We start from the raw sequence: 25,829 nt of genomic DNA, 5'->3' as shown, positions 1-25,829 counted from the left end.
CCCTTTACTATGGACTACTCCTTCTTCTTATTTCTTCATTAGCTCCTGTACTTTAGTAGGTAGCTCATGGAATTTTACTTCATCATATGATGTAACTTCCGTTTCTTTTTTTACATAAAGCTTCAAGTATGCATCGTGGCGTAAATTTTTCTGAGCTGAAAACTTTAATGTTTGCTCTTCACCGTTTTTGTCATAAGCAGGTACCTCATACCAATATGACTTCCATATTTCACCATCGCTTGCCTTGAATTCCTCTACTTTACCGTCAGTAGTGATATGAACATAGTATGCTTCTTTATTTAAACGGTTAAAATCTACGGTCATTAGAACAACAAGACCTGCTACGAACAATAAAAACAATGCTCCTATACCTAAGAAAACTTTTTTCATATCAATTCCCCTGTCTAACAATTTTATAGAATGAACGAACTGTAAAGATATAATATATGCCGTAAATTGCAGAATAAGCAATCATCCACAGTATTACTGGTTTCGTTATATCCATACCAAATAACTGTGAAAAGGCTAGCAGCGCAAATGCACTATGTGCGATACCAACAATGAGTGGTGCACTAAAGATAACGGCAACCTGCCCTGCAACTGTTTTTAATATCTGTTTTTTATTAACACCGATTTTATTTAAAATCGCATATTTAGACTGATCTTCCTCTGCCTCTGTTAAAATTTTAAAGTAAATAATACTTCCTGTCGCTGCTAAAAATACTAATCCTAAAAAGCTTCCTACAAACAATAGTGATCCTACAGTAGCTAAACTAGCCTCATAACTTTGTGGAACACTTGAAAACCCTTCCTGCTGTTCAGGAGCTAGTTGATTGGAAATCTCTTTTGAAATCTCCTGTTGCTTCAAGTCATTATCCATACCAACTACTTGCATTTTAACATTTTCTGCATTTGTTGCAGCGAACACTTTATCATTAACAACGAGTACTGTACCAGCCGGTATAAAGTTTAACACACTCTCCGTATACATTTTATCAACATGGAATGATTCCCCGTTCTCCAGTTTAAACGCTTCACCCGTAAAATCATGTGAGAAACGTTCATCGAATGTTGCATCAAGTAACACTGTTGAACCATCTGCAATGTGCAGTTCTTCATCTTTCCCCTGCAATTTTGCTAAACGATTATAGTCAGCTTCCTTTAATAATGTATATTCAAAAAACGAATATTCATTATCGACACGTAAATTTTTTACAGAAAGCGCTTCGTTGTACAAGACGCCTTCTTGTGAAAATTTTACTGTCTCACCCTTCCACATAAATGTGTTAGGTAGCATATGACGTACAGTTGCTTCCGCATTGTAATACATCCCGAAAACGCCGCCACCTGCTGTAATCGTTGTCGCACTTAAAATAGCGATGATCGAAAGCGATTTAGCGTTTGCTCGAATACGGTACAATAATTGTGATACACCAATTAAATTCAAGCCTTTCCATGACCAAGAAGTTGCATTTTTCAACGCCGTTAACACAAATACGCTAACACTATGGAATAACAGATATGTCCCTGCAATTGTCACACCTATAACCATTAATGGCGTACCTAGTATTGTGAAGAATCTCCAGATATTACTTGTAAATATATCTTCAGATGCTGTGTAATAACCAAATGCAATTAGCGCTGCCCCAAGAATAGCTGCTAATAATGATGCACGCGGAATCTTCTCTCCTTGCTTCTCAGCATGGAACAAGTCAATCAGTTTAAATTGATAAATGACACGATAGCCCTGTAAAGATGTGAATAAAAATAATAGAGCGAAAATGCCTGTTGTATTTACTAGAGCCTCAGAGGAAAAAGTTAAACTTCCTACAACCTCATAGCCCATTAATCGAACTAAAATCATTAATAGCCCTTGTGACATAAAGAATCCTAGAACAATTCCTAGTACTAGAGAAACAAGACCAATCACTAAATTCTCGAAAAAGAGCATTAAGCCAATTTTTTGCTTACGCACACCTAGTAGCGAGTAAAGTGCTACTTCCTTTTTTCGTCTCTTCATAAAAAATGAATTGGAGTACGCCATAAAGATGATGATAAAGAATAATAGCACAACGGATGATGCACTCATCAATCCTTTAATTTGCTGCGATGATTGTTTTAAGGCTGAAAGATCATCATTATATTTCAATGTCACAAACGTAAAGTAGATGACGATACTAAAGACCATCGAAGCGATATATAAAAAGTAGTTCGACAAATTACGTTGAACATTTTTACGCGCTAAACTAAATAACGTCATTTACTCCACCTCCGATGCCAGCAAGCACCTGTAAAATCTCTTGGAAGAACTGCTTTCTTGTTTGAGTACCACGATGAATTTCCTTAGAAAGCTGTCCGTCCTGAATGAATAGAATGCGCTGACAGAAGCTTGCTGCAAATGCATCATGTGTAACCATCATAATCGTGGAAGCTTGTGAATTATTTAAATCACTTAAACTTTCAAGCAAGTCTGTTGCTGATTTTGAATCAAGAGCACCCGTTGGCTCATCCGCAAAGATTAGTTTCGGCTCTGTTACTAACGCACGTGATGATGCTGTACGTTGTTTTTGCCCACCAGAAATTTGGTATGGATATTTATCAAGTAACTCTTTTATCCCAAACAGTGTAGCTATACGTTCTACCCTTGCGTTAATTGCCTTTGTTGGCACTTTTGCAATCGCCAGAGGCAGTACAATATTTTCACGAACTGTTAAAGAATCGAGTAAGTTATAATCTTGGAAGATAAAACCTAGATTGTCGCGACGAAAATCTGCTAACTCTGCATCCTTCATACGTGCTAAGTTTGTATCTCCAATAATAATTTCACCAGTCGTTGGCGTATCAATTGTGGCTAACACATTTAATAGTGTCGATTTCCCAGCCCCTGAAGGCCCCATTACACCAACAAACTCTCCTTTTTCTACTTCAAATGATATATTCGATAGCGCTGTAAATGTATTTGCGCCTTTGCCGTAAGTCTTTTCTACATTTTGTACTTTTAATAATGGCGTCATAAACGCTCACCTCTTCTTTCTGACTTTAGTATACGCCCTCAAACTTACAACAAATTTGTCCCAAGCTTACAACAACCTTAAATCAACCTATCCACATGACATACGTTTTAACAAAATGTCACCCAACTTTTGAGTTTTATCGATTAACTTTCACGTTTTATCGCCCAACTTTTGAAATTTATCGACCAACTTTCAAGTTTTATCACCCAACTTTTAATTTTTATCGACATCTCCCCTCAAAAGAGCAAAAAAAGGATTCACACACAACTGTGCGTGAATCCTTTAACTTTATTATGCTAATGCTTTTTGTATATCGTCCTCAAAGCTACTTGGCTTATCAGCTGATCCATAGCGTCCAACAACTTCACCATTACGATTCACAAGGAATTTTGTGAAGTTCCACTTTATACTGTTGCCGAGAAAGCCTTTTGAATGCGATGTCAAATGCTCAAAAATAGAGTGTGCATCCTTACCATTGACCTTCACTATTTCATGCATAGGGAACGACACCCCATATGTCAAACGACATTGTGACGCCGCTTCCTCAGCAGTCGCTACCTCTTGCTTAAACTGATTTGATGGGAAGCCAAGAACAACAAGACCTTCATCCTGATATTTTTTATATAGACCTTCTAATTCTTCAAACTGCGGTGTAAAACCACATTTTGAAGCCGTATTAACAATTAGCATTGCCTTACCCTTATAACGATCTAAGCTATATTCAGTACCATCTTCTAAAGCAACCTGAATGTCATAAATGCTCATTTCTAATTACCCCCTACGTTATAAACGCGCATTTATTCTGGCAACCTGCTGTAGCGGATCCCAAACACCATTGAATGGAGGCGCGTAGGCTAAATCTAAATCTAGTAAATCTGGTAACGTCATTTTATTGTATAAGGCTGTCGCAAACACATCGATCCTTTTATCAACACCTGCCGGACCAACAATTTGTGCGCCTAAAAGCTGTTGATCCCGTTTACGAACAACAATTTTAATAAACATCCGTTGGGCACCTGGATAATATCCTGCAATATGGCGCGCAGACAATTTAAATGCCTCATATTCAAAACCTAGCTCTTTAGCATTGCGCTCATTAATACCAGTCGTGGCGATCGTTAAATTGAAAAACTTTAAGATCGAAGTACCTACAATCCCACGAAACGGCGCAAACTTGCCCGACATATTGAGCCCTGCTAATCGACCTTGCTTATTAGCTGTCGTTCCAAGAGGTATATAATCTAGGCGTTCTTTCACAATATTAAAATGCGTTGCACAATCTCCCGCAGCATAAATATTTTCAACAGATGTCTCTAAATGTCGATTGACGATAACCGCACCATTTTTAGCTAGTGCTATGCCTGTTCCCTCTAAAAATTGAGTATTTGGTTTAATCCCCACAGCCATTATGACTAAATCCGTATCATATGCGCCATTGTCCGTTATAACACGCTCAACACGGTGATTCCCCTCAAACGCCTCTACTTTTGTATTTAGCACAAGGTCGATATCATTCTTTTTCGCTTCCTCATGAACATGTTGTGCAAGCTCTTCATCTAGAATCCTAGCTACAAAGCTACCTCGTTGAATCAATCTCACTTTTTTGCCACAAGCATGAATCGTCTCAGCCATCTCTAGTCCAATATAGCCTGCGCCTATAATTGTTACATTTTCTATATCCGGCGTTAAATCGGCTAGTAATTCATCTAGCTGAGGTATTGTTTTCACAGTGTGTATACCCGTCAAATCCGAACCCTTCTCCACCGGCATAATAGGATCCGCGCCTGTTGCAATAAGAAGCTTATCATAAGGAATTTCAAATAATTCTCCAGATGACTGTGTTCCAAAAACAAGCTTCTTGTCTACATCAATTCCGTTAACCTCATGACCAACACGAGCATCAATACCGTACTTATCACGAAACGTTTCTACATCTCTTGCTATAAGACGCTTGGTCGATGAAATACGCCCATCCACAACATAGGGCAAGCCACACTGCCCATATGAATAAATAAATCCACGTTCTACAGATGTAATCTCTGCCCCAGGTACATTTCGATATATTTCCATTGCTGCTGACATTCCGGCAGCATCTCCTCCGATGATTACGTATTTCATCCAACAATCCCCCTTATTTTTTTCTCGTTGCTAGTAAGCCTGCATAATAGTCCATATAAAAACGGCGTCTACCTCCACTTACAATGACACGTATTACATGAATAGCAATGACCATCATTAAAACAAAGTTCGCTATAAAGGCTAACAATGTAATGACAATTTGTAGTACATAATATGGTGAATCCATATCTAATTTTATATTCCCTATAATTGCTATAATCTCCGAAGTGCAGACTACCACGAGAATAGCAACACAACGGCGCAAAGATTGACTGACAATACTTTTGCCGTTTTCACTTACCATTGTAAATCGCATAAACTTCATCCCTAATGTTGCACCTTTTGTAAAGCTTGGAACAACACCAAATAGCAACAAATACAAAGCAATTTTTACTAAAAACTCGAAAATACCACTATATCCTGTTACGACACTAACGAAGAACAAAATAACTTGCGCTATAAATAAATCTACTGCTAATGCCAACAAAATAGATAATGGTTTGACAATATCTTTCTCGACCATTTCTGCTGCTTTAGCCGTCACCTTTTCATGAGAAGGAAACAACGCCCACACAACAGGGGCTAAGAAGAACCCTAATAGTGCACCAACACTGTTAAGTATTAAATCATCCACATCAAAAATTCGATACGCACAATTAAAGTAGCCATATATCCCTGTATATTGGGTTACCTCATAAAACAATGTTAGCAAAAAGCTAAATAGAAATGCACGCTTCCAGTACTTTCTTTTTTTTAAAAAATAACGCAAGTACACGCCAAAAGGCATAAGCAGTAAGAAATTATAAAATGCCTGAAAAAAAGCAGGCTGCTTTGGAATATAAATCCACGTTGATGGATTCGTCAGAACAATCCCACTATCCTTTAAAATATCCGTGACAAATTGAAAAGGATGTAAATTATAATGGACTGTATCTGGGGCTTGCAGAGAGCAAGTATCACGTGTCTCCGGGAAAGGCAATAATACTAAGCATAATGCCGATAAAAAGTAAAAAATAAATGAGAACGTAATAATGGTTTTGGATACAGATAAGTAGCCATATTTCCGATACGTATAAATAAGCCAAGGTACAAATAGCACAAAGGATGAGAAAATTGTTATTAAAAAAGCTACCATTATAGAATGTGTATAAACTGACATAGAACACCTCTTCGTTTAAAAATCGGCTCTTCACCATAGGGTATACGTCTGAAAAATATCATCCCTAACTTTTGATGATAAACCTAAAAATATCCGTTTTTTTATTTCATAAACCTAGTTTATCACTTGAACACAACACTAATATTTCACCAATCTTAAATAATTCTTAATTAGCTATTATTGATGTAAAGTGAAAATTCCGCGTAGACTTTCAGGAGAAAAACAAGAGTACGTAAATGTAGCTCGTGCCTGCCCACGGAAAGAAAAGCGGAATTTTACCAAATAAGAAAATATTAATTTTTGTTGGAAAGACTTTTACACGAGCATACTATGCTTTTGCGACTTCCTCTTTGCAGAATGCTAAAATTTCTTCTAACTCATCATCCTCTAATGCAAAATCCAAATACTCACCTTCTGCTTTTTCTATGATGAAGTAATTTAAAATAAATGACTCTTCACCTTTTTCAGCAATCAGTACTCGAATCTCAATTCCTGCCTCGTGATAAAGCTCATCTTCTTCATCAATATTTACATCTAAAATAAATTCGTAACGTTTACCTTCAATAATATTTGTTGGGTCTAAAATTTCTTCCATTGCGAATTGTGTAATTTCCATTGTACGATCTCCTTTAAGTTAACCTGTTCTTACTATATTATATTAAATCAAATTCAGCATGGGTCAAATAGAAAACTCGTATACACTTGAAAGTAATTATGCCACAATGAAAATAAAATAATTGAGAGACGTGATTCTCTTAAGGATACTCTACATAAAAGGAGGCTTTTTTCTTGAAAGAGCTACTATATTACCAAGATGTTATGCTACGTGAATTTAATGCAACAATTGTCAATAAAGGTACTGATATAGATGGCCGTAACTACGTGGTGCTATCAAATACTGCATTCTATCCAACAGGAGGCGGACAACCTCATGACACAGGTACTTTAAACGATATCGAGGTCATTGATGTCGAGAAGATCAATGATGAAATTCGCCACTATATTCAAGGCGACTCTTCTAGTTTAGTTAGAGAAGTGCATGGACAATTGAATTGGCAACGACGATTTGATCATATGCAACAGCATGCAGGGCAACATATTTTAACAGCGGCCTTTGTCGAGCTTTTTGATGCACCAACTGTTAGCTTCCATTTAGGTAGTGAGCAGGTCACAATTGATATTGCCGTGGATGCCCTAACGGAAGAACAGCTTGTGGCCGCAGAAGCCCGTGCCAATGAAATGATTCTAGAGAATCGTCCGATTGAAACGACATGGATTACAGAAGAAGAACTAGAGAACTATAGCCTACGTAAAGAGGTGGCCGTTACAGGAGATATTCGACTTGTTATTATTCCTGATTTTGACTACAACGGTTGTGGCGGTACCCATCCAACATCAACAGGACAAGTTAGCGCAATAAAAATCCTTGGCACAGAAAAAATGAAAGGTAATATTCGCGTCTCCTTTGTCTGTGGCCACCGAGTTTTAGCGGAGCTTGCCATGCGAAAGAAAGTACTAGCTGACGTTGCAAGACAATTAAGTGTACCTGAGGCTGAAGCAGCTACAGCACTTACAAAAATCTTAACGACACAGAAAAATACAGAAAAAGCACTTGTGGCGGCAAAAGAAGAGCTGCTAAATTATGAAGCAAAAGCGCTAGTTTCTAGTGAAAAACGTATTATTACTGCTGCCTTTACTCAACGTACTATGCAAGAGCTTCAAAAATTAGCTCGGACTGTTGTCGCTGAGCAGGTAGATGCTATCGTATTACTTGTTTCAGCAAATGAAGACAAGCTTCAGTTTGTCGCAGCACGTGGTGCAAAAGTTGAAAAAAGTATGAAGGACATTGCCGCAAAGGCACTGCCTCTCGTTAATGGAAAAGGCGGCGGCAGTGATCAGATGGTGCAAGGCGGTGGCGAGCGTATCATCTCTACCGAGCAACTATTTGAAGCAATGCAAGAAGTTCTCAACTGATTTCAATAAATTACAACAAAGGAGCTGCTCTGTTACTGGGGCGGCTCCTTTGTTATTAAAAACTATTTATATCAATGAGATCAAAGTATCATATTTAAATAAAGTAGCGCTCTTCGGCATAACCGGGGTTGATTTCCGTTCCGACTGAGCGCTTTCCTGGGGGCGTCCGATGAGCCGCTTAGGGCAACAGGATGTTGGTCACGAAGGCGTTATCACAGGATGTGATGGTTTTAGCCTTCGTTCCTCTATCGCTAATCCCCAAGGAGTCGCTCAGTCTCCACTCCAATCAACGACTTTTACATAGTCTGTATCTTCAGGCATATTACTTTAACTTTATATTCAGAAACAAATGTTTATTGTGCGAAAGCGCAGCGACATCACAAAGTGGAAGAAGCGATGTGACACTTTAGGAGCTTTCCTTTTACTAGGAGAGCTCCTTTCCTCATTTATGCACATAATCATTTGCACATTCTTTTGCTGTTATCTCCCACATCGATGATTATCCACAGACATTTGCTCAGTCGAAGTAATCGATCCTTCAGCACCTCACTTTATCCACAAATTATCCACAATTAACCCACAACTTATCTTGATTATATCTAATCGATTCACCAGTTGGATTAAATAAAAATTTTTTCCATAGATACCTGATTATTATTTCCTTTTTTTGCTGATTATAAAAAATAGAATAGTTTCTATACATTTTGAAAGGAGGATTTTCGATGAGTCCAGAAAAGGATATTTCACGTCGTAATTTTTTAAAAACAACGGGAATCGCAGCGGGTACATTAGTCGGAGGCGGCTTAATAGGAGGTCTTGTAGGCTATAACATGCCTGGTAAAGGGACTACCACGTTAGATCATGGTCAGCATGGAACTGCTACTGCAGAGACTGGTTCGCCAAAAGCTAAAATGTTTTTTATGAATCAACGAGATTTTAATATTTTAGCAAATGCTACTGAACGTATTTTTCCTGAGGATGATTTAGGCCCAGGGGCGAAGGGCTTAGATGTGCCCTACTTTATCGATCATCAGCTAGCGGGGCAATACGGCAGTAATTCTAAAGAATATATGCATGGACCCTTTGGTGAAGGTGCTCCAACACAAGGCTATCAAAGTCGGTTAACCCGTGCAGAAATTTTTAAGCAAGGTGTTCAAAAGCTGGAGTCGGAAGCACTGAATCGCTATAAAAAGAGCTTTAATGATATTGATGGAAAGCAAATGGACGAAATTTTAACTGCCTTCCAGAAAGGTGACGTGCAAATGAGTGGTGTCACATCTGCTTTCTTCTTTACTTTATTACGAGCCGCAACATTAGAGGGCGCTTACTCTGACCCTATATATGGTGGGAATCGCAATATGGATGGCTGGCGTATGAAAGGCTTCCCTGGTCATCAAATGGCGTATATTACTCAAATTGAAGATCCGAAATTCCAAAAAATTGAGCCTAATTCATTAGGTAGCCACTAATATAGGGGGTAAAAAAATGGCAACAACATTACCAAGTGTAGACGTTGTAACAGTAGGGGTAGGCTGGACCGGCGGCATTGTCGCTGCAGAGTGCGCAAAAGCTGGCTTAAAGGTCGTTGGTTTAGAGCGTGGCCAAAGGCGTGGCACAGAGGATTATATGACGGTCCATGACGAATATCGCTATGCGATTCGTTACGATATTATGCAAAACCTTTCAAAAGAAACCGTAAGCTTCCGTAATAATCGCAATATGAAGGCATTACCTATGCGTCAGCTCGGTTCCTTTTTACTTGGTGAAGGGCTTGGCGGCTCTGGTACACACTGGAACGGTATGACGTATCGCTTCTTACCATATGATTTTCAAATTAAAACATTAACAGACAAACGGTATGGATCGAAAAAGCTTGGACCTGATTATTTATTACAGGATTGGGGATTAACATACGATGAGCTTGAGCCCTATTTCGACAAATTCGAAAAAACGGCAGGTATTTCTGGAGATGATAAAAATCCATTTAGCGGAAAACGTTCAAATCCTTATCCGACCGGCCCTATGAAAATGACACCGATGCTTACGCAATTTGAAACAGCTGCAAAAAAATTAAAATTATCACCTTACATGGTTCCTTCTGCAAATTTATCAGAAGTTTATAAGAACCCTGACGGTGAAACGATTAATGCTTGTCAATATTGCGGCTTCTGTGAGCGCTTTGGTTGTGAATATGGCGCCAAATCATCTGCAGAGGTTACTGTTGTTCTTACTGCATTAAAAACAAATAATTTTGACTTACGCTATAATTCCAATGTTGTTGAAATCTTAAAGAAAGGCAATAAAGTAACTGGTGTCCGATACATCGATACAATATCTGGTGAAGAATTTATTCAACCAGCAAATGCTGTTGTACTTACTAGTTATGTCTTTAATAATGCCAAGCTCTTGATGGTCTCTAACATTGGAGAACGCTATGATCCAGCTACTGGAAGAGGGACACTTGGAAGAAACTATTGCTATCAAATACTACCGGGAGCAGCAGGATTTTTCGATGAGCAGTATAACACATTTATGGGTGCAGGTTCACTCGGTATGAGTTTAGATAACTATAATGGTGATAATTTCGATCATAGTGACTTAGATTTTATTCACGGTGGAAATATCGCTCTAACACAAACAGGTGCACGCCCTATCGGCTCGAATCCAACACCTCCTGATACGCCAATATGGGGTGCAGAATTTAAAAAACAATCGATTCATTACTATACACGCTCATTCGGGATTGGTGCACAAGGGGCTTCAATGCCACATAAAGAAAATTATTTATCTCTTGATTCTACGTATAAGGATGCTTACGGCTTACCTCTAATGCAGTTAACGTATAACTTTACGAATCAGGACCGCGCGCTTCATAAATATATTTCAGCACGTGCAGCTGACATTATGAAAGAAATGGGCGCCAAAATTGTTGTCCCAAATGCCGAAATAACTGATTACAATATTGTACCGTATCAAACAACCCATAATACAGGCGGGACAGTTATGAGCTTAAAGCCAGAAGATGGCGTTGTGAATAACTACCTGCAGCATTGGAATGTAGAAAATCTTTTTGCTGTGAGTGCTGGAAACTTTGCACACAATAGCGGCTACAATCCTACCGGTACTTTAGGGGCACTAGCCTACCGCTGTGCGGAGGGTGTTGTGAAATATAGCAAATCAGGTGGTTCCTTAGTTTAAAAACAGACATGTTAGTAAAAGGAGGCAAGACTATGGGAGGTCTCGGAGCAATTGGAGTACCTGGGTTAATCATTATTTTGGTCATTGTTTTAATCGTGTTTGGTCCAAAAAAATTGCCAGAAATCGGCGGTGCAGTCGGTAAGACATTCGCAGAGTTTAAAAAGTCCACGAAGGGGCTTATCGATGACGAGGATGATCCAGCGAAAAAAGAAGAAAAAAAATCTGACGCTTCGTAGGAGGTTTTCCTATGGATCCATATGAAGAAGGAAAAAGAAAATATTTAAGTCCACTTGATAAGAAAGAAGCCGAGCCTCTCACTCCTGTAGAGGCTTTTGTTAAAGTTCCGGAAGAGACAATTGAACAGACTATAGTAGTAGATGAACCCCTTTTCCCAATTGCATCTCTGCTCGAACATCTCACTGAACTACGAAAACAAATGATTAAAGGGCTTATCGTATTTATTCTATTTTTTATTATCGTATTCTCTACTATTAATATTTGGTTTCCTTATGTCACTCGAGGACATTCACTAATTATTTTGGGGCCTTTAGAGGTTGTTAAATTTTACATGACGATTTCCACAACACTAGCATTCGGACTATCTATGCCCTTTTTAGTTCATTTTTTGTGGAGTTTCATAAAGCCAGGTTTAAAAGAAGAAGAAAGCCGTTTCCTCGGTCTTTATGCACCGGTCATGCTTGTACTCTTTTTATTAGGCGTAGCTTTCGGTTACTTTATTGTTAATCCACTCAGCTATTCATTTTTAGTAAGTATAGGGGCAACTAATTTTGATGTTATGGTATCAGCAAATGAATACATGCATTTTTTAGTGATGACAACTGTACCACTCGGACTACTCTTTGAATTACCAATCGTAGCCCTCTTTTTATCGTCCATAGGGCTCCTAACAGCTGAATCCATGAAAAAAATACGAGGCTGGTCATATATCGGGATGGGCGTTGGTTCCGCTGTGATTACACCACCCGATTTTATTAGTCAGCTACTCGTATTAATTCCAATGATTATTTTATATGAAATAAGTATTTATCTTGTTAAACGTATAGAGCGTAAACAAATAGAAAGCACTGCGTAGCAAAGACGCAGTGCTTATTTTTTCTTTAATTCCATTACAAGAATCTCTGGTGGGTTAAAAATTCGAATAGGTACTGTACTGTTACCTAATCCTCGACTAACGGCCATAGTTGTTGTTCCTTCTTCAACAACGCCTGCCGTATACTTCGGGAGTATTCCTTGTCCTCGTGCGAAAAGACCACCAATACCAGGAATTCGAACTTGTCCACCATGTGCATGTCCTGCAAATACTAAATCAATTCCATATTCCACATACGTATTAAACACTTCTGGTCGATGCGCTAGTAAAATCGTTAATACATTGGGCGGAACATTTTTTGTTGCTATCTCTAGCATTTCTTTCGTTGTTCTACCCGATAACGGATCTTCGATGCCAACAATCGCCAAGCGCTCCCCGTCGCGCTCAATAACGGTCGATTCATTGGACAACACATGTACCCCTAACGATGATAGCTCGTCATAAATTACATTCACTTTATTCGTCGCTACTTCATGGTTTCCTAGTACATAATAGACATCCGCTACTTTAACTAATCCTCTAACAGCTTGCAAGCTTCGCTCCAAATTATAACGATTACTATCAACTAAATCACCTGTAATAAAAATCAGGTCAGGATTTGTTGTCTTCACTTTTGCTATGAGTTTCTCTTGATGTTCACCAAAGAGAGCATCCTGTAAATCTGTTATTTGCGTAATGCGTAGCCCATCAAAATTGGCAGGCACTTTTTCTGACTCGAATTCATGCTTGCTTACAACCAGCCAATGATTGTTTACGTACAAAAAAATGACTATAAAAACAACAAAAAAAGCTACATATAATAATTTTTTCAATCGCAATCGCTCACTTTGTGGCTACTTTTCAGAAAAAATCTGACCCTCCTATTATAAGCATAAAACAAAGTAATTGTAAGCATATGCTCTAAAAATCCACAAATAGCACAAAAAGTCTAACTCCGCCTTCGTGTTAGTCTCCTGAAGATTTTGGGATAAAAGATGCTTACTACCTATTTCAATAAATATTGAGATTGAATAAATGTACATATTGGTGCTTTCTTTTGAAAAGAAATCTTATTTTAACTGTCCTATTGATAAGTAAACAAAAAACGCATTTAGACACTCCTTGAACAGAGTCTAAATGCGTTTTTTCACTTATAATACTTTTTCTAAGAAATCCTTCGCACGCTGTGTAGATGGTGATGAGAAAAACTGTTCTGGTGGTGAGTCCTCAATTAACTTTCCGCCATCAAGGAACAGTATACGGTCAGCCACTTCACGTGCAAAGCCCATTTCATGCGTTACGATTAGCATCGTCATACCCGTATCAGCAAGATTTTTCATAACGGCTAATACCTCTTTTACCATTTCAGGGTCAAGAGCTGAAGTAGGCTCGTCAAATAAAATTACTTTTGGATCCATTGCAAGTGCTCGGGCAATGGCAACACGTTGCTTCTGTCCTCCCGATAGACGGCTTGGATATTCATTGCGCTTTTCAAATAGGCCTACCTTCGTTAATAAATCTTCAGCCTTTTCGATAGCCGCTGTCTTATCCATTCCTTTCACATTAATCGGTGCGTATGTTAAATTTTCAAGTACCGTTTTATGAGGGAAAAGATGAAAATGCTGAAATACCATACCGACTTCTTCACGGATCTTCATAATGTTTGTCCCTTTGTCCGTTAGAACGTCGCCCGCAATTGTAATCTTTCCACTCGTTGGCTCTTCTAATAAATTTAAGCAGCGCAGGAATGTTGATTTACCAGACCCTGATGGACCAATAATAGCAATTACTTCTTTTTCTTTAATTTCTGTTGAAATACCCTTTAGTACTTCGTTTTGTCCATATGATTTGTGTAAATCTTCAATTTTAATCACTTTTTCTCATTCCTTTCTCAATTCGTCTACCAAGGAACGTTAAGACAAGCGTCATAATGTAGTAGATTACACCCGCAAATAGTAAAGGCTCAAGATAGCGATATGTTGAACCACCTACAATGTAAGCACGGCGCATAATATCAAGTGCACTAATAACCGTCACAACAGCTGTTTCTTTATTTAATGTAATAAACTCATTCACTAAAGATGGTAAAATATTTTTTACGGCTTGTGGGATAATAATGTCTTTCATCATTTTCGCATATGGAATACCTAGTGCTTGTGCCGCTTCCATCTGTCCTTTATCAACCGCATTAATACCAGCGCGAATGATTTCTGAAATATAAGCACCTGAGTTCAACCCGAATGCAATAATAGCCGTTGGAACTGGCTCAATTTGAATATCTAATAATTGTGGCACTGCATAATAGATAATCATTAATTGTAGTACAAGCGGTGTACCACGGAAAATCGATGTATAAAAATCTGCAAACCAACGTAAAACTTTCACTTTACCAATTTTGCATAACGCTAGTAATATACCAACTATAAAACCGATGATTGATGCGCCGATTGCAATTTGAAGTGTGACACCTATCCCTTTTAGTATATAAGGAATAGAGGGAATGATAGCTGTAAAATCTAAATTCACAGTGCCCCCTCCTTTCTTGTTCGTTTTTCAGGAAATGAAAGATATAAGCGATAGCCCAAAATAGAGCTATCGCAGTTAAACTTGCTTATTTAACTTTTAACCATTTGTCTTCTAGCTCTTTAATTTTACCTTCAGTAGCTAATTCTTTTAATGCTTTGTTAATTTTATCTTTAAGATCGCTACCTTTTGGAACAGCGATTGCTTTAAAGTCTTCAGGTTGCTCTTTAACAGGGAACGCTTCTAGTTTATCGTTCGTATCAAGATAACCTTTTGCTACGCCACTTTCTACAATTCCCGCATCTAAACGCTTAGACATCATGTCTTGAACAATTTCAGGAATTCGAGTACGTCCTTCAACAGTAGCATCTACTTCTTTAGCAATTTTATTACCTAAAGTTTCTTGGATAGAAGCATTTTGAACACCAATTTTTTTACCAGCTAAATCAGCCTCTTTTTTAATTCCACTATCCTTTTTCACGATAAACACTTGCTCTGTTTGATTATATTTATCAGAGAAATCTACAACTTTTTCACGTTCTTCATTAGGTGACATACCAGAAATAACAATATCCACTTTTCCTGCTTGTAGAGCTGGCACTAGACTATTGAAGTCGATATCTTGAACTTGTATTTCTGCACCAATCTTTTCACCAACTAATTTAATTAAATCAATATCAAAACCAATAATATCGTCACCTTTTGCAGCATCAACATACTCAAATGGTGCATAATCAGATGAAGTACCTACTTTTAATACTTGCTTTTGCTCTGTGCCTCCGCTAGCATTTGAATCTTTATCGCTTGTCTTATCATCTTTTGCGCCACATGCCGCTAGTACACCAATTACTAGAACGAGCATAAGCATGAAAAATTTGTTCTTCATATTCAACAATCTCCTTTTATTTATGTTTTATTGTCTATGAAACTCTTGTTCTCGAAAATAATTGAATGGATATTTATTCACTGCAGAGAATAAATATCTATCTGCTAATAAGATATACTCTTTCGAAGTAATAATCAAGCTAATCTGAAAATTTCCCGATAAAACATTATATACATAATTTTTAGAAAAATCAATACATTCAGATTTACACCATAAAAAATACGCTCCTCATCATAACGTGGGGTTGATTTCCGTTCCGGCCAGACGCTTTCTTAGGGCGTCCTGTTGTCTGTGCGTAAGCGAAGCAGCAGCAATAACAACATCATCATCATCACAACACGAGGTTGGTCACGAAGGCGTTATCACAGGACGCGCTGCTTTTAGCCTTCACTCCCCTAGCCGCTTCCCTTGCACTTCCAACAACTTGTACATGGCGTACGTTTTAACAAATGTAATCCTCGAATTTTGGTGATGAGCAAATCATTTCAAAGTGCATATACATTCATTTAATTGAGAGTTTTAACAAAAAAGACCCCGAAAATGGGGGTCTCAGATTATTAACTAACGCTACTCCTGCGGGATAAGCTTGCGCTGAAAACCACGAGGAGCTTGAAGCAAGCGAGGCTCGCGGAAAGCGTCCACTCGGAGTGGAAATCAACCTTTATTTATAGATTCACATTTATGCCTTTAGAGGTTTGCCACTTATTTTATTTTTCATCTGCAAATAGCTTTTCCTTTAGCTCATCCTCTCCTGACCCTTCTGCTAAAGGTACGCGAGAGCGATATGCTGCACGACATATTAAATGCCCTGCTACAGGAGCTGTTACAAAAACGAAGCCAATCCCTAAAATTAAACGTACACTAACATATCCATCATGAACCCAAAAGTAAATAAATGCGCCTAATAGACATGTTAAGACCGATAATGTCGAACTTTTCGTTGCAGCATGTGAACGCGTGTATACGTCAGGTAAACGAATCATCCCAAATGCACTAATAACACTTACAACGGAGCCAATCAATATTAGTATGACTGCCGCCCATTCAATCATTTGATTTACGTTCAACAATCACACCTCTTTCAATATATTTCGTAAACGCAATTGTGCCGATAAAAGCTAAAATCCCTAATATTAAAATGGCTTCTAAATACGCCTTTGTTTTCAAAATAATAGAGACGATAGCGATTGCTGAAAGTAGATTAACACCTATTGTATCAAGTGCAATAGCACGGTCAGGCAACGAAGGACCCCGAATCACACGAAACAGCGACAACGCAATCGATACACTGAATAATGCAAGAGCCAAAAGTAAAATTTTATCAATCATTAACGTGTCACCTCCATGATCGCTTGTTCAAATTTCCCTATTGAACGAATGACAGCTTCTTTTGATTGTTCAATATCCATTGCATGAATATAAAACATATCTCCCTCTTCAGAAACTTCCATCACGACTGAACCTGGAGTCAGAGTGAGCAACAACGCAAGAGCTGTTATTTCCCAATCTCCTTTTAGCGCTGTTTTATACGTAAATATTCCAGGAGTTATAGTGAGCTTCGGAGTAGTTATTTGTCTTAATACGCTGTAACTCGATAATAGTAGCTCCCAATTAAAGAGCCATAATAATTTAATGATTGAAAACACACGTCGTAAATAAAATTGTGTGCCGTAAAAGCGGTGCATTGCATATAAAATCCCTATTCCGACGATAAACCCCATTAAAAATGTCGAAAACTGTGGAATCACTTCATCCTGTAACAAGAGCCAAAGTGTTGCGATAAATAAATTTAAGATAAATTGCATCGCCATTATTTATTCACCTCACCTTGCCATGTTGTGCCATCTAGCACTGCATCAATATAGATCGATGGCGTATAGAGCGTCTTTGCTGCATCTGTTACATAAGGAGCCATCCATTCAGCTCCAATTCCTAAAGCAATTGTACAAGCTGCCAACAATGTTAATGGTAAGACCATACGCTTTGGTAACGGTTTTTCATCCTCTAGACTAATAATCGTTTCCCCAAAGAATGAGGAGAGAAATATTCGTAATAGTGAATACAAAACAATTAAACTAGATAAAAATCCTAGCCCTAGTAGAACAAAATTTCCACCCTCAATAGCTCCTTGCCCAATTAAAACCTTACCTAAAAAGCCACTCAATGGTGGTATCCCAGCAAGGGAACACATGACAATAAAGAATAACCAGCCAAATAGAGGGTAATTTCGAATAAGCCCACTCATTTTATCAATAACCGTTTCACCGGTAACATACATCATCATGCCAACTGCTAAAAACAGCATGGCCTTTGCTACCATATCATGCATCAAATAGTAAGTTACGCCTTGTAAGGCAGACTCCGTACCGATCGCTAGACCGGCTACTATAAAGCCAACACCAATAAGGACGTTATAAGCGGCAATTGTTCTGACATCTCGTCCTGCTAGTGCTCCCATACATCCAGCAATAATCGTAAGTCCTGCCATAATGCCTAGCACCATATGAGTCACTTCAGTATTATTTGGGAAAAGTAATGTAAAAGTACGAACTAGTGCATAAATTCCAACCTTTGTTAATAATGCTGCAAAAAGTGCGGCTATAGCTGTTGGAGGTACACTGTATGAGCCTGGAAGCCAGAAGAATAATAATAGGCCAGCCTTCAAGCTAAAGACAATTAAGAAAATAAGAGCCACAGTCGTGATTAGTGGGTCGGCTCCTAGCTCCATCACGCGGACAGAAATATGTGCCATATTCAACGTTCCAACGGTTCCATATAAAAAAGCTAGTGCCACTAGGAAAATCCAAGATGCAACAATATTAATAAGGACATATTTTAATGCCTCTCGTAGCTGAACTTTCTCGCCACCTAAACTAATGAGTGCATAAGAAGCAAGTAACATCACTTCAAAGCACACAAACAAGTTAAAAATATCCCCTGTTAGAAATGAGCCATTCACACCCGCTACCATCAGTAGGACGAACGGGTAAAAATACATCTTTTCAAAGTTCTTACCGATTGTAAAAATGGCATATAACAGACAAATGGCTGCGACAATATTCGCCACTAATACAAGAAGCATTGCGAACGAATCAGCAACAAATAAAATGCCGAATGGCGGTGCCCAGCCACTAAAATCAATACGCATTACACCCTGTTTTTGAATCTCTAGCAATAAAATAACACTAATAAAGGCAACAAAGCTTACTGTCAACAAACTAATGATGCGCTGCAAAAAAACATTGTCACGTAAAAACACAAGTAAAATGGCCGTTATAACCGGCACAATTAATGGTAAAACAATCATATTACTCATCCGGCGTACCTCTCAATTCATCAAAATTCGCCGAACCGTTCGTTTTATAAGCTCGGTAACCGAGAACAAGCACAAACGCCGTCACTGCAAAGCTAATTACGATTGCAGTTAAAATCAATGCTTGCGGCAGAGCATCTGTGTAAGGACCTTCTGATTCCTCTAAAAGTGGGACATTCCCCTTCTTCAGTCCGCCCATCGTTAAAATCAGTAAATGCGCCGCATGCGATAATACCGCCGTTCCTAAAATCACACGTAATAACTGTTTCGAGAGGATTAAGTACGTCGCAACAGCTACTAATACACCAACTAAAACTAGTATTAAAGACTCCATTGGCTACTCATCCTCACTTATACTTAAAATAATTGTGACTACAACACCTACTACAGTTAAAGCCACACCAGCCTCGAAAATGGTTACAGTCGAAAAGCCCATCTTCCCGAATATCGGTACATTTATATAACTATGTGTCTGCGTTAAAAACGGAACATCAAAAAATAGTGAGCCGATTGCTGTGCCAGTCGCAAGTAATACACCAAGCGCTGCAACTTTTTTAAAATCAAATGGCATCCCTTTATGCACTGTTTCAATGTCATACGCTAAATACAGTAGAACGATGCCAGAGGCTAGCACGAGACCACCTATAAAACCGCCACCCGGCGCATGATGCCCTGCAAAGAATAAATAAATACCAAGAGTTAAAATAATGAATACGATTGTCTTTGTGACCGTCCGTAAAATAACGTCATTTATTTTCATGATCCGTTTCCTCCTTTCGTGGCTTTAGCTTCGTTAATGTATACACTCCTAAGCCAGCAATCAGAAGAACGACAACTTCTAGCATCGTATCAAATGCACGGAAATCGCCTAATATGGTGTTGACGATATTTGAACCACCCGCCAACTTGTAGGAATCATTGAAATAAGTAGCTACTGGCTCAAAGCGATCGAAATGGACAACTGCTAAGCCTATTAATGTAACTGTGGCGCCAACGAAAATAGATATAATGACCTTAGACCATTGCATTTTTTTACGAGAGGCTTCAGGCATTAAATCAGGTAAATATTTAAAGCATAGAAGGAATAATGCAGTTGTCACAGATTCAACGACTAATTGGGTTAATGCTAAATCAGGAGCACGGAAAATAACAAAGAAAAATGCGATTGAATAGCCAAGTACGCCATTCAATAACATTGCTGTTACGCGTCCTTTAGCGAAGATCATCCATACTGCAGCGAACATCATGACAAACACTAAAATGAGCTCATAGGACTCAATTGCGGAATCCATCGCAAAATTAAATGCCATAGCATCCGACCATATAAAATATCCTGCGATAAGGGCAACAAAGAATACATATATATAGACAAAATAATGTGTTAAATTACCTGTCATATAACGATTCGTAAGCTTTGCAGAACTGTTTTCACCAAACTCAATCAAACGATTGTAATACATATTAAACGTATATCTTTGCGGGAATATTCGATACAAAGGCTTCCAGCTTTTTAACGTTTTAAATAAGATGATCCCTACAATAATGACACCAAGAGTCATTAACAATTCAGCATTAATGCCATGCCAAGCATGAATATGTGGTGTTAATTCATTAGTTGATGGGAATGTTGGATAAATACTTGCCATAGCAGGCTCTAAAATATAATGCCCTAGTACATTTGGAAAGAAGAAAATCCCAACTACAAAGACACACAGAATAATTGGCGATAGTAGCATACCTAACGGAGCTTCATGCGGTTTTTTATCCAACTTATCAAGCTGTAGTTTTCCGAAAAACGTTCGGCTGATTAAAATCATACAGTAGACAAATGTAAAGATACTTGCCACCCATGCCACTATTGGAAATAACAGTCCCAAATCAGAAATTGAAAATGCCTCTACATCGCGAATAGCTAGTGCCGCGGCGAAAAACATTTCTTTACTTAAGAAACCATTAAATGGAGGTAAGCCGGCCATAGAAAATCCACCAATGACTGCAATGGTGAAAGTTACCGGCATTAAGGCCATTAACCCTCCAAGACGGCGAATATCGCGTGTGCCCGCCTCATGATCGACAATACCGACCATCATGAAAAGTGCACCTTTAAATGTGGAGTGATTAATGAGATGAAACAACGCTGCAAAGCTTGCCTGCGTGTAAAGAACAGTATCTGCAGCATAGCCATAATAATGACCAACGGATCCTAGTCCAAATAAACTCATTATTAAACCGAGCTGGCTAACCGTTGAAAAGGCCAGTAACGCCTTTAAATCTGTTTGCCGCACCGCATTAAATGAGCCCCAGAACAACGTTACAAGGCCAATCACACTGACTAGCCAGAACCAAATCGCCTCTCCTCCAAATACTGGAGAAAAACGCGCAACTAAATAAATCCCGGCCTTTACCATTGTTGCCGAGTGTAAGTAAGCACTGACAGGTGTTGGCGCCTCCATCGCATCTGGCAACCAAATATGGAAAGGAAACTGTGCAGATTTAGTAAATGCACCGATTAGTATAAGGATTAATGCTGGGATAAACAGTGTATGATCGCTTATAACCCCTACATTGGCTACGATTTCACGTATGCTAAATGTATCTGATGCTACATAAAGCATTAAAAAGCCTGCAAGCATTGAAAGACCACCGAAAACGGTAATTGTCATCGCTTTTCTTGCACCAGCACGAGATGCTTTTCGATGATGCCAAAATGCAATTAACAAGAATGAAGATACACTTGTTAGCTCCCAAAATGTGTATAATACCATTAAATTATCTGAAAAGACGACGCCAAGCATAGCGCCCATGAATAGTAATAAATAGCAGTAAAAATGGTGAAGTGATTCTTTCGTTGATAAATAAAAAATAGAATATAAAATGACTAAACTACCTACACCCGTAATCAGCAAACCAAAAATCATACTGAGTCCGTCGAGGTATGTTGTGAAATTTATATTAAAAGAGGGAATCCACTCATATGTATGAATAAACGTTTTACCCTCGGCAATTTGAGGAATGTAGCGCGCGAGTAAAAGAAACAGGATGAATGGAACGGATAAAACAAACCAGCCAAGATGTGCAACACGCCTTAGTCGCCTATAAAGTAGTGGAATAAGCGCAGCACAAACAAATGGCAAAAGTATCGCAATGAGAACTGTAACCAAGTGAAAACCTCCTACTATCAATTTCGTTCAGCAACTGTTTACTATAGTGCAAAAAATTGTGATAACCGATAATAAAGTATTCCCAAATATACTGAAGTTACTACCGTTTATACTTTACATCGCACACAAAAAATCTATAGCAATTGTTGGAGACTCTAACTTTATTCAGCAAACGTTTACACTGAAAAATAGTAAAGCCTTTTGCCTACCATCAGGCAGATATTGAATAAATAAAGCTAACTAACATATCAGAAATTTTCTTGAAATTTGATTTTTCATCACGTAATAAACTGGAATTGGAAAGTAAGCGGTATGTGTTGAAGTAATAGATATTATAAATAAAGACAATTCTTGTTCATTCAACATTCAGCACATATTTTATGCAGGAAGAAGCTTTTAATGGCAGCACTGCATAAAACCTGGGGAACTTTTTTGGCTATTTAGCTTCATATCCTAGGAAGCCTGAATAACCAATATCGCCTTAACTCTTTAGAGAATGGCCTGACTTTTAAATGAGATAATATGTACACACACATTGGCGTACCAAGTCACTTGACTATCTATTTAACTCACTGCATAATAGTGTGGCATATAGAAGCAATTGGTTTAAATGCACGAAATGCATAAATCAAATAACTGTAAAGTATAAAGATAAACCAGTTTTCTCAAGGCTTTCCCGATATATTGTCATTAACTTTTATACGTTTTTTAGTATACAATATAAATGAGCATAATGCACTGTACCAGCATCGATTTTAGCTGTTTTAGGATATTTTTTTCAAAATCGGCAGTAGAATTAACAAAATAACAACAAGGTAAGAGGTGTTAATTTTTATGAAGCATGTAAAAGGGCGTTTAGACGAAAGTATATTAGTTTGTGTTTACTATGGGCTTAACGGCGAGCGATTAATACGACGTGGTCATAAAATGGCTACAATGCTAGATTGTCCACTCTATATCCTTTCGGTCGATTCGCAACCCCTTGATGCATTTGACGCAGAGAAATCTAGCTACATTGAGCAATGGAAAAAGTTATCTGATGAGCTTGAAATTGAAGAGTTCATATTACAAGATAATGAAAAGCGTCCCATACAAAAGGTTATTGCAGAAGTGGCAAAAAATTACGGAATTTCTCAAATTATCGTAGGTCAAAGCGCACAAAGTCGCTGGGAAGAGATTACAAAAGGTTCCTTCCTAAATGTTTTATTAAAAGAGGTTCCTTTCGTTGATTTTCACATCGTTTCTGTCCAACGTCCAGCTGACGATGATGCAAACGATACATATGAGAAAGGTGTACGTGCTTATTTAATCCAAGAACATGAAGACTTTAAAGTAGCATTTACTTGTCCTAAATATGTATCCATTGAAGGAATATTCTTCAAAGAGATTGGTACTGACTTTGATAATGGTATTTTTAAATTCACTTACAATGATAAAATGCATGAAGTTCACATATCAGAGGGCTATATACAAGATAAGGGAAAACTCCCATCTGAATTTTTATCACCATTACGTCAATAATAAAAACGCGTTCCTCTAATTTGAGAACGCGTTTTTATTTATCGATAAAATAATAAATATAAATTAAAGTGAAGCATTAAACAAAAGTTGATTTTCACTCCGAGCTGGCTACTTTCCGCGGGCTTGGCTTTAACTTCTTTCAGCGGGTGTCCAAACACCTGCCGAAATAGAGGAACTCAGTCTAAGAACGCCACTTCCTGTGGCAACGACTGAGTGACCAACATCATGTTGGCCTAAAGCCTCCGGCGGATGTCATGAAATCGGATAGGAGTTCTTTGTGCAAGCACAAAGCCGATTCCGGACGCAATTATGCCGAGGCATAATTGATCAATCTCCTCGTCACTACGTTCCTGCGGGGCTTTCAGCGCAAGCTCATCCCGCAGGAGTCGCCACTCTCCGTGAAAAATCAACAGTTCCTCATCATTAGTTTGAGTAGCAAGCTGAACCAAAATAGTATAATAACATTGATTAAAATACTAAAAATTATTCTCCCAAATCAAGCCTCACCTTGGAGGAATCAGACTGTTTCGATGCTCCCCACAAAAAATCACCATACAGCTTATGATTACACCGCGGAAGCCGGTTTATCTTTAGGTAGGAAAAATGCTACTAGTAATAATAAAGGTAGTAAAGATACGACCATCATCGTAAAATCAATACCCCTATGATCCATCAATACACCAATGACCATCGCACCTATTGCACCCATTCCGAAAGCAAAACCAGTTGTTAAACCAGCCATTGTACCAATTTTTGTCGGAACAAGCTCTTGCGCGTAAACCACTGTTACCGAGAAGCTGATCATAATGAGCGTACCGATAATCACTAAAAATATCACGGCTACCCATAATGGTACATAAGGCAACGCTAAACAAAATGGCATCGGAACAACAACGGACAGTACAATAACGTTTTTTCTACCAATTCGATCTGATAATGACCCTCCGAAAAATGTACCAACGACGCCAAATGCCATAAAAGTGAAAATTAAAATTTGGCCAAGCTGAAGACTAACTCCATAATGATTCATTAAATAAAACACATAAAAGCTTGTAATATTAGTTGTATAAAATGATCTCGCAAAAATAATAGTAAATAGTAACGTCAACGCAATGCCTACTTGTTTCTTTGTTAATGGGGGCAAATTCGAAATTAATACTCGTTTTTTCTTTGCCAGACGTTCTTGCTCCAACTGCTTTTTATACCACGTTGCAATTTTACTTAAAAGTAGAATACCTATTGCTGCCACTACTAAGACAATTGCTGCACCACGTTGTCCAAAGATAGCGAAAATATAAGCACTAATTAATGGTGCAAGTGCTTGCCCAGAGTTACCTCCGACTTGGTAAATCGATTGAGCAAGCCCTCTTTTTGAGCCTGCTGCCATAAAGGAAACACGTGAACCCTCAGGATGAAAAATAGCAGAGCCAAATCCTAAAAATAATACTGCAATAATTATTATCCAATATTGTGATGTGAACGCTATTATGGCTATGCCAATAAATGAACTAATCATACCAATTGGTAAAGCATAAGGCATCGGCTTTTTATCGCTAACAAAACCTACAACCGGTTGCAAGGCAGAGGCAAACATATTTAATGCGAACGAAATCAGACCTATTTGTGTGAAAGTTAGCCCTAAATCACTCTTCAATATTGGGAACATCGCCGGAATAACAGCTTGCATCGTATCATTGATAAGATGAGCAACAGCTATTGCAATCATAATTGGATAGACTGGATTGTTTAAATTCTCTTTTTGCTTATTCATGCCACCACCCACTTTCCGATTTTTGTAAATCCTTATTTATAAGAGATCGTCGCATACTATTGACCTTTTTGCACAAGCTATTCATTGAAAATAGCAGTTTT

Annotated in this window: 26 protein-coding genes; 7 read left to right on the top strand and 19 right to left on the bottom strand. The window is 38.3% G+C overall.

What is annotated here, in order from left to right:
- Positions 1-27: 27 nt before the first annotated feature.
- From ACQKMI_RS21775 to ACQKMI_RS21745, 7 genes are all read right to left on the bottom strand, one after another.
- Entirely contained in the window at positions 28-390 is a 363-nt protein-coding gene (locus tag ACQKMI_RS21775; RefSeq protein WP_427492316.1) for a YxeA family protein, read from the bottom strand.
- A 1-nt stretch (position 391) separates the two neighbouring features.
- Positions 392-2,260 carry an FtsX-like permease family protein gene (locus tag ACQKMI_RS21770; RefSeq protein WP_427492314.1) on the bottom strand — a complete coding sequence of 623 codons (1,869 nt, stop codon included), beginning with the start codon at positions 2,258-2,260 and terminating at the stop codon, positions 392-394.
- A complete protein-coding gene (locus ACQKMI_RS21765) occupies positions 2,247-3,014 on the bottom strand; it encodes an ABC transporter ATP-binding protein (protein ID WP_323650654.1) in 768 nt (255 codons plus the stop codon). Before ACQKMI_RS21765 ends, ACQKMI_RS21770 begins: the two co-directional genes overlap by 14 nt.
- A gap of 291 nt (positions 3,015-3,305) precedes the next feature.
- Complete coding sequence (locus ACQKMI_RS21760; RefSeq protein WP_427492312.1) at positions 3,306-3,779, bottom strand: glutathione peroxidase; 474 nt, start codon at positions 3,777-3,779, stop codon at positions 3,306-3,308.
- Between the two features lie 18 nt (positions 3,780-3,797).
- Positions 3,798-5,132, bottom strand: a complete 1,335-nt coding sequence (locus ACQKMI_RS21755) for an FAD-dependent oxidoreductase (RefSeq protein ID WP_427492310.1) — start codon at positions 5,130-5,132, stop codon at positions 3,798-3,800.
- Between the two features lie 13 nt (positions 5,133-5,145).
- Positions 5,146-6,291, bottom strand: coding sequence for a VanZ family protein (locus ACQKMI_RS21750; RefSeq protein ID WP_427492309.1), 1,146 nt, complete (start codon positions 6,289-6,291; stop codon positions 5,146-5,148).
- 328 nt (positions 6,292-6,619) lie between these two features.
- Entirely contained in the window at positions 6,620-6,907 is a 288-nt protein-coding gene (locus ACQKMI_RS21745; protein ID WP_323650648.1) for a DUF6509 family protein, read from the bottom strand.
- A 173-nt stretch (positions 6,908-7,080) separates the two neighbouring features.
- Between ACQKMI_RS21745 and ACQKMI_RS21740 the strand changes: the two genes are divergently transcribed.
- The 6 genes from ACQKMI_RS21740 to tatC all read left to right on the top strand — a co-directional run bounded on the left by ACQKMI_RS21740 (position 7,081) and on the right by tatC (position 12,556).
- Positions 7,081-8,265 (top strand): alanyl-tRNA editing protein, encoded by a 1,185-nt coding sequence (locus ACQKMI_RS21740; RefSeq protein WP_427492307.1) that lies wholly within the window; start codon positions 7,081-7,083, stop codon positions 8,263-8,265.
- Positions 8,266-8,434: 169 nt separating this feature from the next.
- Positions 8,435-8,569: a hypothetical protein gene (locus ACQKMI_RS21735; protein WP_427492305.1), complete on the top strand. Its 135-nt coding sequence runs from the start codon at positions 8,435-8,437 to the stop codon at positions 8,567-8,569.
- A 418-nt stretch (positions 8,570-8,987) separates the two neighbouring features.
- Positions 8,988-9,734 carry a gluconate 2-dehydrogenase subunit 3 family protein gene (locus ACQKMI_RS21730; RefSeq protein ID WP_427492303.1) on the top strand — a complete coding sequence of 249 codons (747 nt, stop codon included), beginning with the start codon at positions 8,988-8,990 and terminating at the stop codon, positions 9,732-9,734.
- Between the two features lie 16 nt (positions 9,735-9,750).
- Positions 9,751-11,463 (top strand): GMC family oxidoreductase, encoded by a 1,713-nt coding sequence (locus ACQKMI_RS21725; RefSeq protein WP_427492301.1) that lies wholly within the window; start codon positions 9,751-9,753, stop codon positions 11,461-11,463.
- 32 nt (positions 11,464-11,495) lie between these two features.
- Positions 11,496-11,699: a twin-arginine translocase TatA/TatE family subunit gene (tatA, locus tag ACQKMI_RS21720; RefSeq protein WP_323650642.1), complete on the top strand. Its 204-nt coding sequence runs from the start codon at positions 11,496-11,498 to the stop codon at positions 11,697-11,699.
- Positions 11,700-11,710: 11 nt separating this feature from the next.
- Positions 11,711-12,556: a twin-arginine translocase subunit TatC gene (tatC, locus tag ACQKMI_RS21715; RefSeq protein ID WP_427492299.1), complete on the top strand. Its 846-nt coding sequence runs from the start codon at positions 11,711-11,713 to the stop codon at positions 12,554-12,556.
- Positions 12,557-12,570: 14 nt separating this feature from the next.
- On the opposite strand, the gene ACQKMI_RS21710 is transcribed toward tatC, so the two are convergent.
- The 11 genes from ACQKMI_RS21710 to ACQKMI_RS21660 all read right to left on the bottom strand — a co-directional run bounded on the left by ACQKMI_RS21710 (position 12,571) and on the right by ACQKMI_RS21660 (position 22,436).
- Positions 12,571-13,386, bottom strand: a complete 816-nt coding sequence (locus tag ACQKMI_RS21710; protein WP_427492297.1) for a metallophosphoesterase — start codon at positions 13,384-13,386, stop codon at positions 12,571-12,573.
- Between the two features lie 318 nt (positions 13,387-13,704).
- Complete coding sequence (locus tag ACQKMI_RS21705; RefSeq protein ID WP_427492295.1) at positions 13,705-14,427, bottom strand: amino acid ABC transporter ATP-binding protein; 723 nt, start codon at positions 14,425-14,427, stop codon at positions 13,705-13,707.
- Positions 14,420-15,079, bottom strand: a complete 660-nt coding sequence (locus ACQKMI_RS21700; RefSeq protein ID WP_323650637.1) for an amino acid ABC transporter permease — start codon at positions 15,077-15,079, stop codon at positions 14,420-14,422. The genes ACQKMI_RS21705 and ACQKMI_RS21700 overlap by 8 nt, the downstream gene beginning before the upstream one ends.
- Positions 15,080-15,164: 85 nt before the next feature.
- Positions 15,165-15,962: a transporter substrate-binding domain-containing protein gene (locus ACQKMI_RS21695; protein ID WP_427492292.1), complete on the bottom strand. Its 798-nt coding sequence runs from the start codon at positions 15,960-15,962 to the stop codon at positions 15,165-15,167.
- A gap of 707 nt (positions 15,963-16,669) precedes the next feature.
- Positions 16,670-17,029: a Na+/H+ antiporter subunit G gene (locus tag ACQKMI_RS21690; RefSeq protein WP_323650634.1), complete on the bottom strand. Its 360-nt coding sequence runs from the start codon at positions 17,027-17,029 to the stop codon at positions 16,670-16,672.
- Positions 17,007-17,291: a Na(+)/H(+) antiporter subunit F1 gene (locus tag ACQKMI_RS21685; protein ID WP_079562764.1), complete on the bottom strand. Its 285-nt coding sequence runs from the start codon at positions 17,289-17,291 to the stop codon at positions 17,007-17,009. The genes ACQKMI_RS21690 and ACQKMI_RS21685 overlap by 23 nt, the downstream gene beginning before the upstream one ends.
- The gene (locus ACQKMI_RS21680) at positions 17,291-17,773 is read right to left on the bottom strand and encodes a Na+/H+ antiporter subunit E (protein WP_427416564.1); all 483 of its coding nucleotides are present in this window, start codon (positions 17,771-17,773) and stop codon (positions 17,291-17,293) included. The genes ACQKMI_RS21685 and ACQKMI_RS21680 overlap by 1 nt, the downstream gene beginning before the upstream one ends.
- Complete coding sequence (locus ACQKMI_RS21675) at positions 17,773-19,278, bottom strand: Na+/H+ antiporter subunit D (protein WP_427492290.1); 1,506 nt, start codon at positions 19,276-19,278, stop codon at positions 17,773-17,775. The genes ACQKMI_RS21680 and ACQKMI_RS21675 overlap by 1 nt, the downstream gene beginning before the upstream one ends.
- The gene (locus tag ACQKMI_RS21670) at positions 19,271-19,609 is read right to left on the bottom strand and encodes a Na(+)/H(+) antiporter subunit C (protein WP_079562761.1); all 339 of its coding nucleotides are present in this window, start codon (positions 19,607-19,609) and stop codon (positions 19,271-19,273) included. The genes ACQKMI_RS21675 and ACQKMI_RS21670 overlap by 8 nt, the downstream gene beginning before the upstream one ends.
- A gap of 3 nt (positions 19,610-19,612) precedes the next feature.
- Complete coding sequence (locus ACQKMI_RS21665) at positions 19,613-20,035, bottom strand: Na(+)/H(+) antiporter subunit B (RefSeq protein WP_427416562.1); 423 nt, start codon at positions 20,033-20,035, stop codon at positions 19,613-19,615.
- Positions 20,022-22,436, bottom strand: coding sequence for a Na+/H+ antiporter subunit A (locus tag ACQKMI_RS21660; RefSeq protein ID WP_427492288.1), 2,415 nt, complete (start codon positions 22,434-22,436; stop codon positions 20,022-20,024). Before ACQKMI_RS21660 ends, ACQKMI_RS21665 begins: the two co-directional genes overlap by 14 nt.
- A gap of 834 nt (positions 22,437-23,270) precedes the next feature.
- On the opposite strand from ACQKMI_RS21660, the gene ACQKMI_RS21655 reads away from it, so the two are divergent.
- A complete protein-coding gene (locus tag ACQKMI_RS21655) occupies positions 23,271-23,957 on the top strand; it encodes a histidine kinase (protein ID WP_427492286.1) in 687 nt (228 codons plus the stop codon).
- Between the two features lie 565 nt (positions 23,958-24,522).
- On the opposite strand, the gene ACQKMI_RS21650 is transcribed toward ACQKMI_RS21655, so the two are convergent.
- Positions 24,523-25,728 carry an MFS transporter gene (locus ACQKMI_RS21650; protein WP_427492284.1) on the bottom strand — a complete coding sequence of 402 codons (1,206 nt, stop codon included), beginning with the start codon at positions 25,726-25,728 and terminating at the stop codon, positions 24,523-24,525.
- Positions 25,729-25,829 lie beyond the last annotated feature (101 nt).

Origin of the sequence: Lysinibacillus sp. NPDC097214 (assembly GCF_050277945.1) — a bacterium.
GTDB lineage: Bacteria > Bacillota > Bacilli > Bacillales_A > Planococcaceae > Lysinibacillus > Lysinibacillus xylanilyticus_B.
Note: the sequence above shows the minus strand (reverse complement) of the source record. Positions and strands in the feature narration are given on the sequence as shown.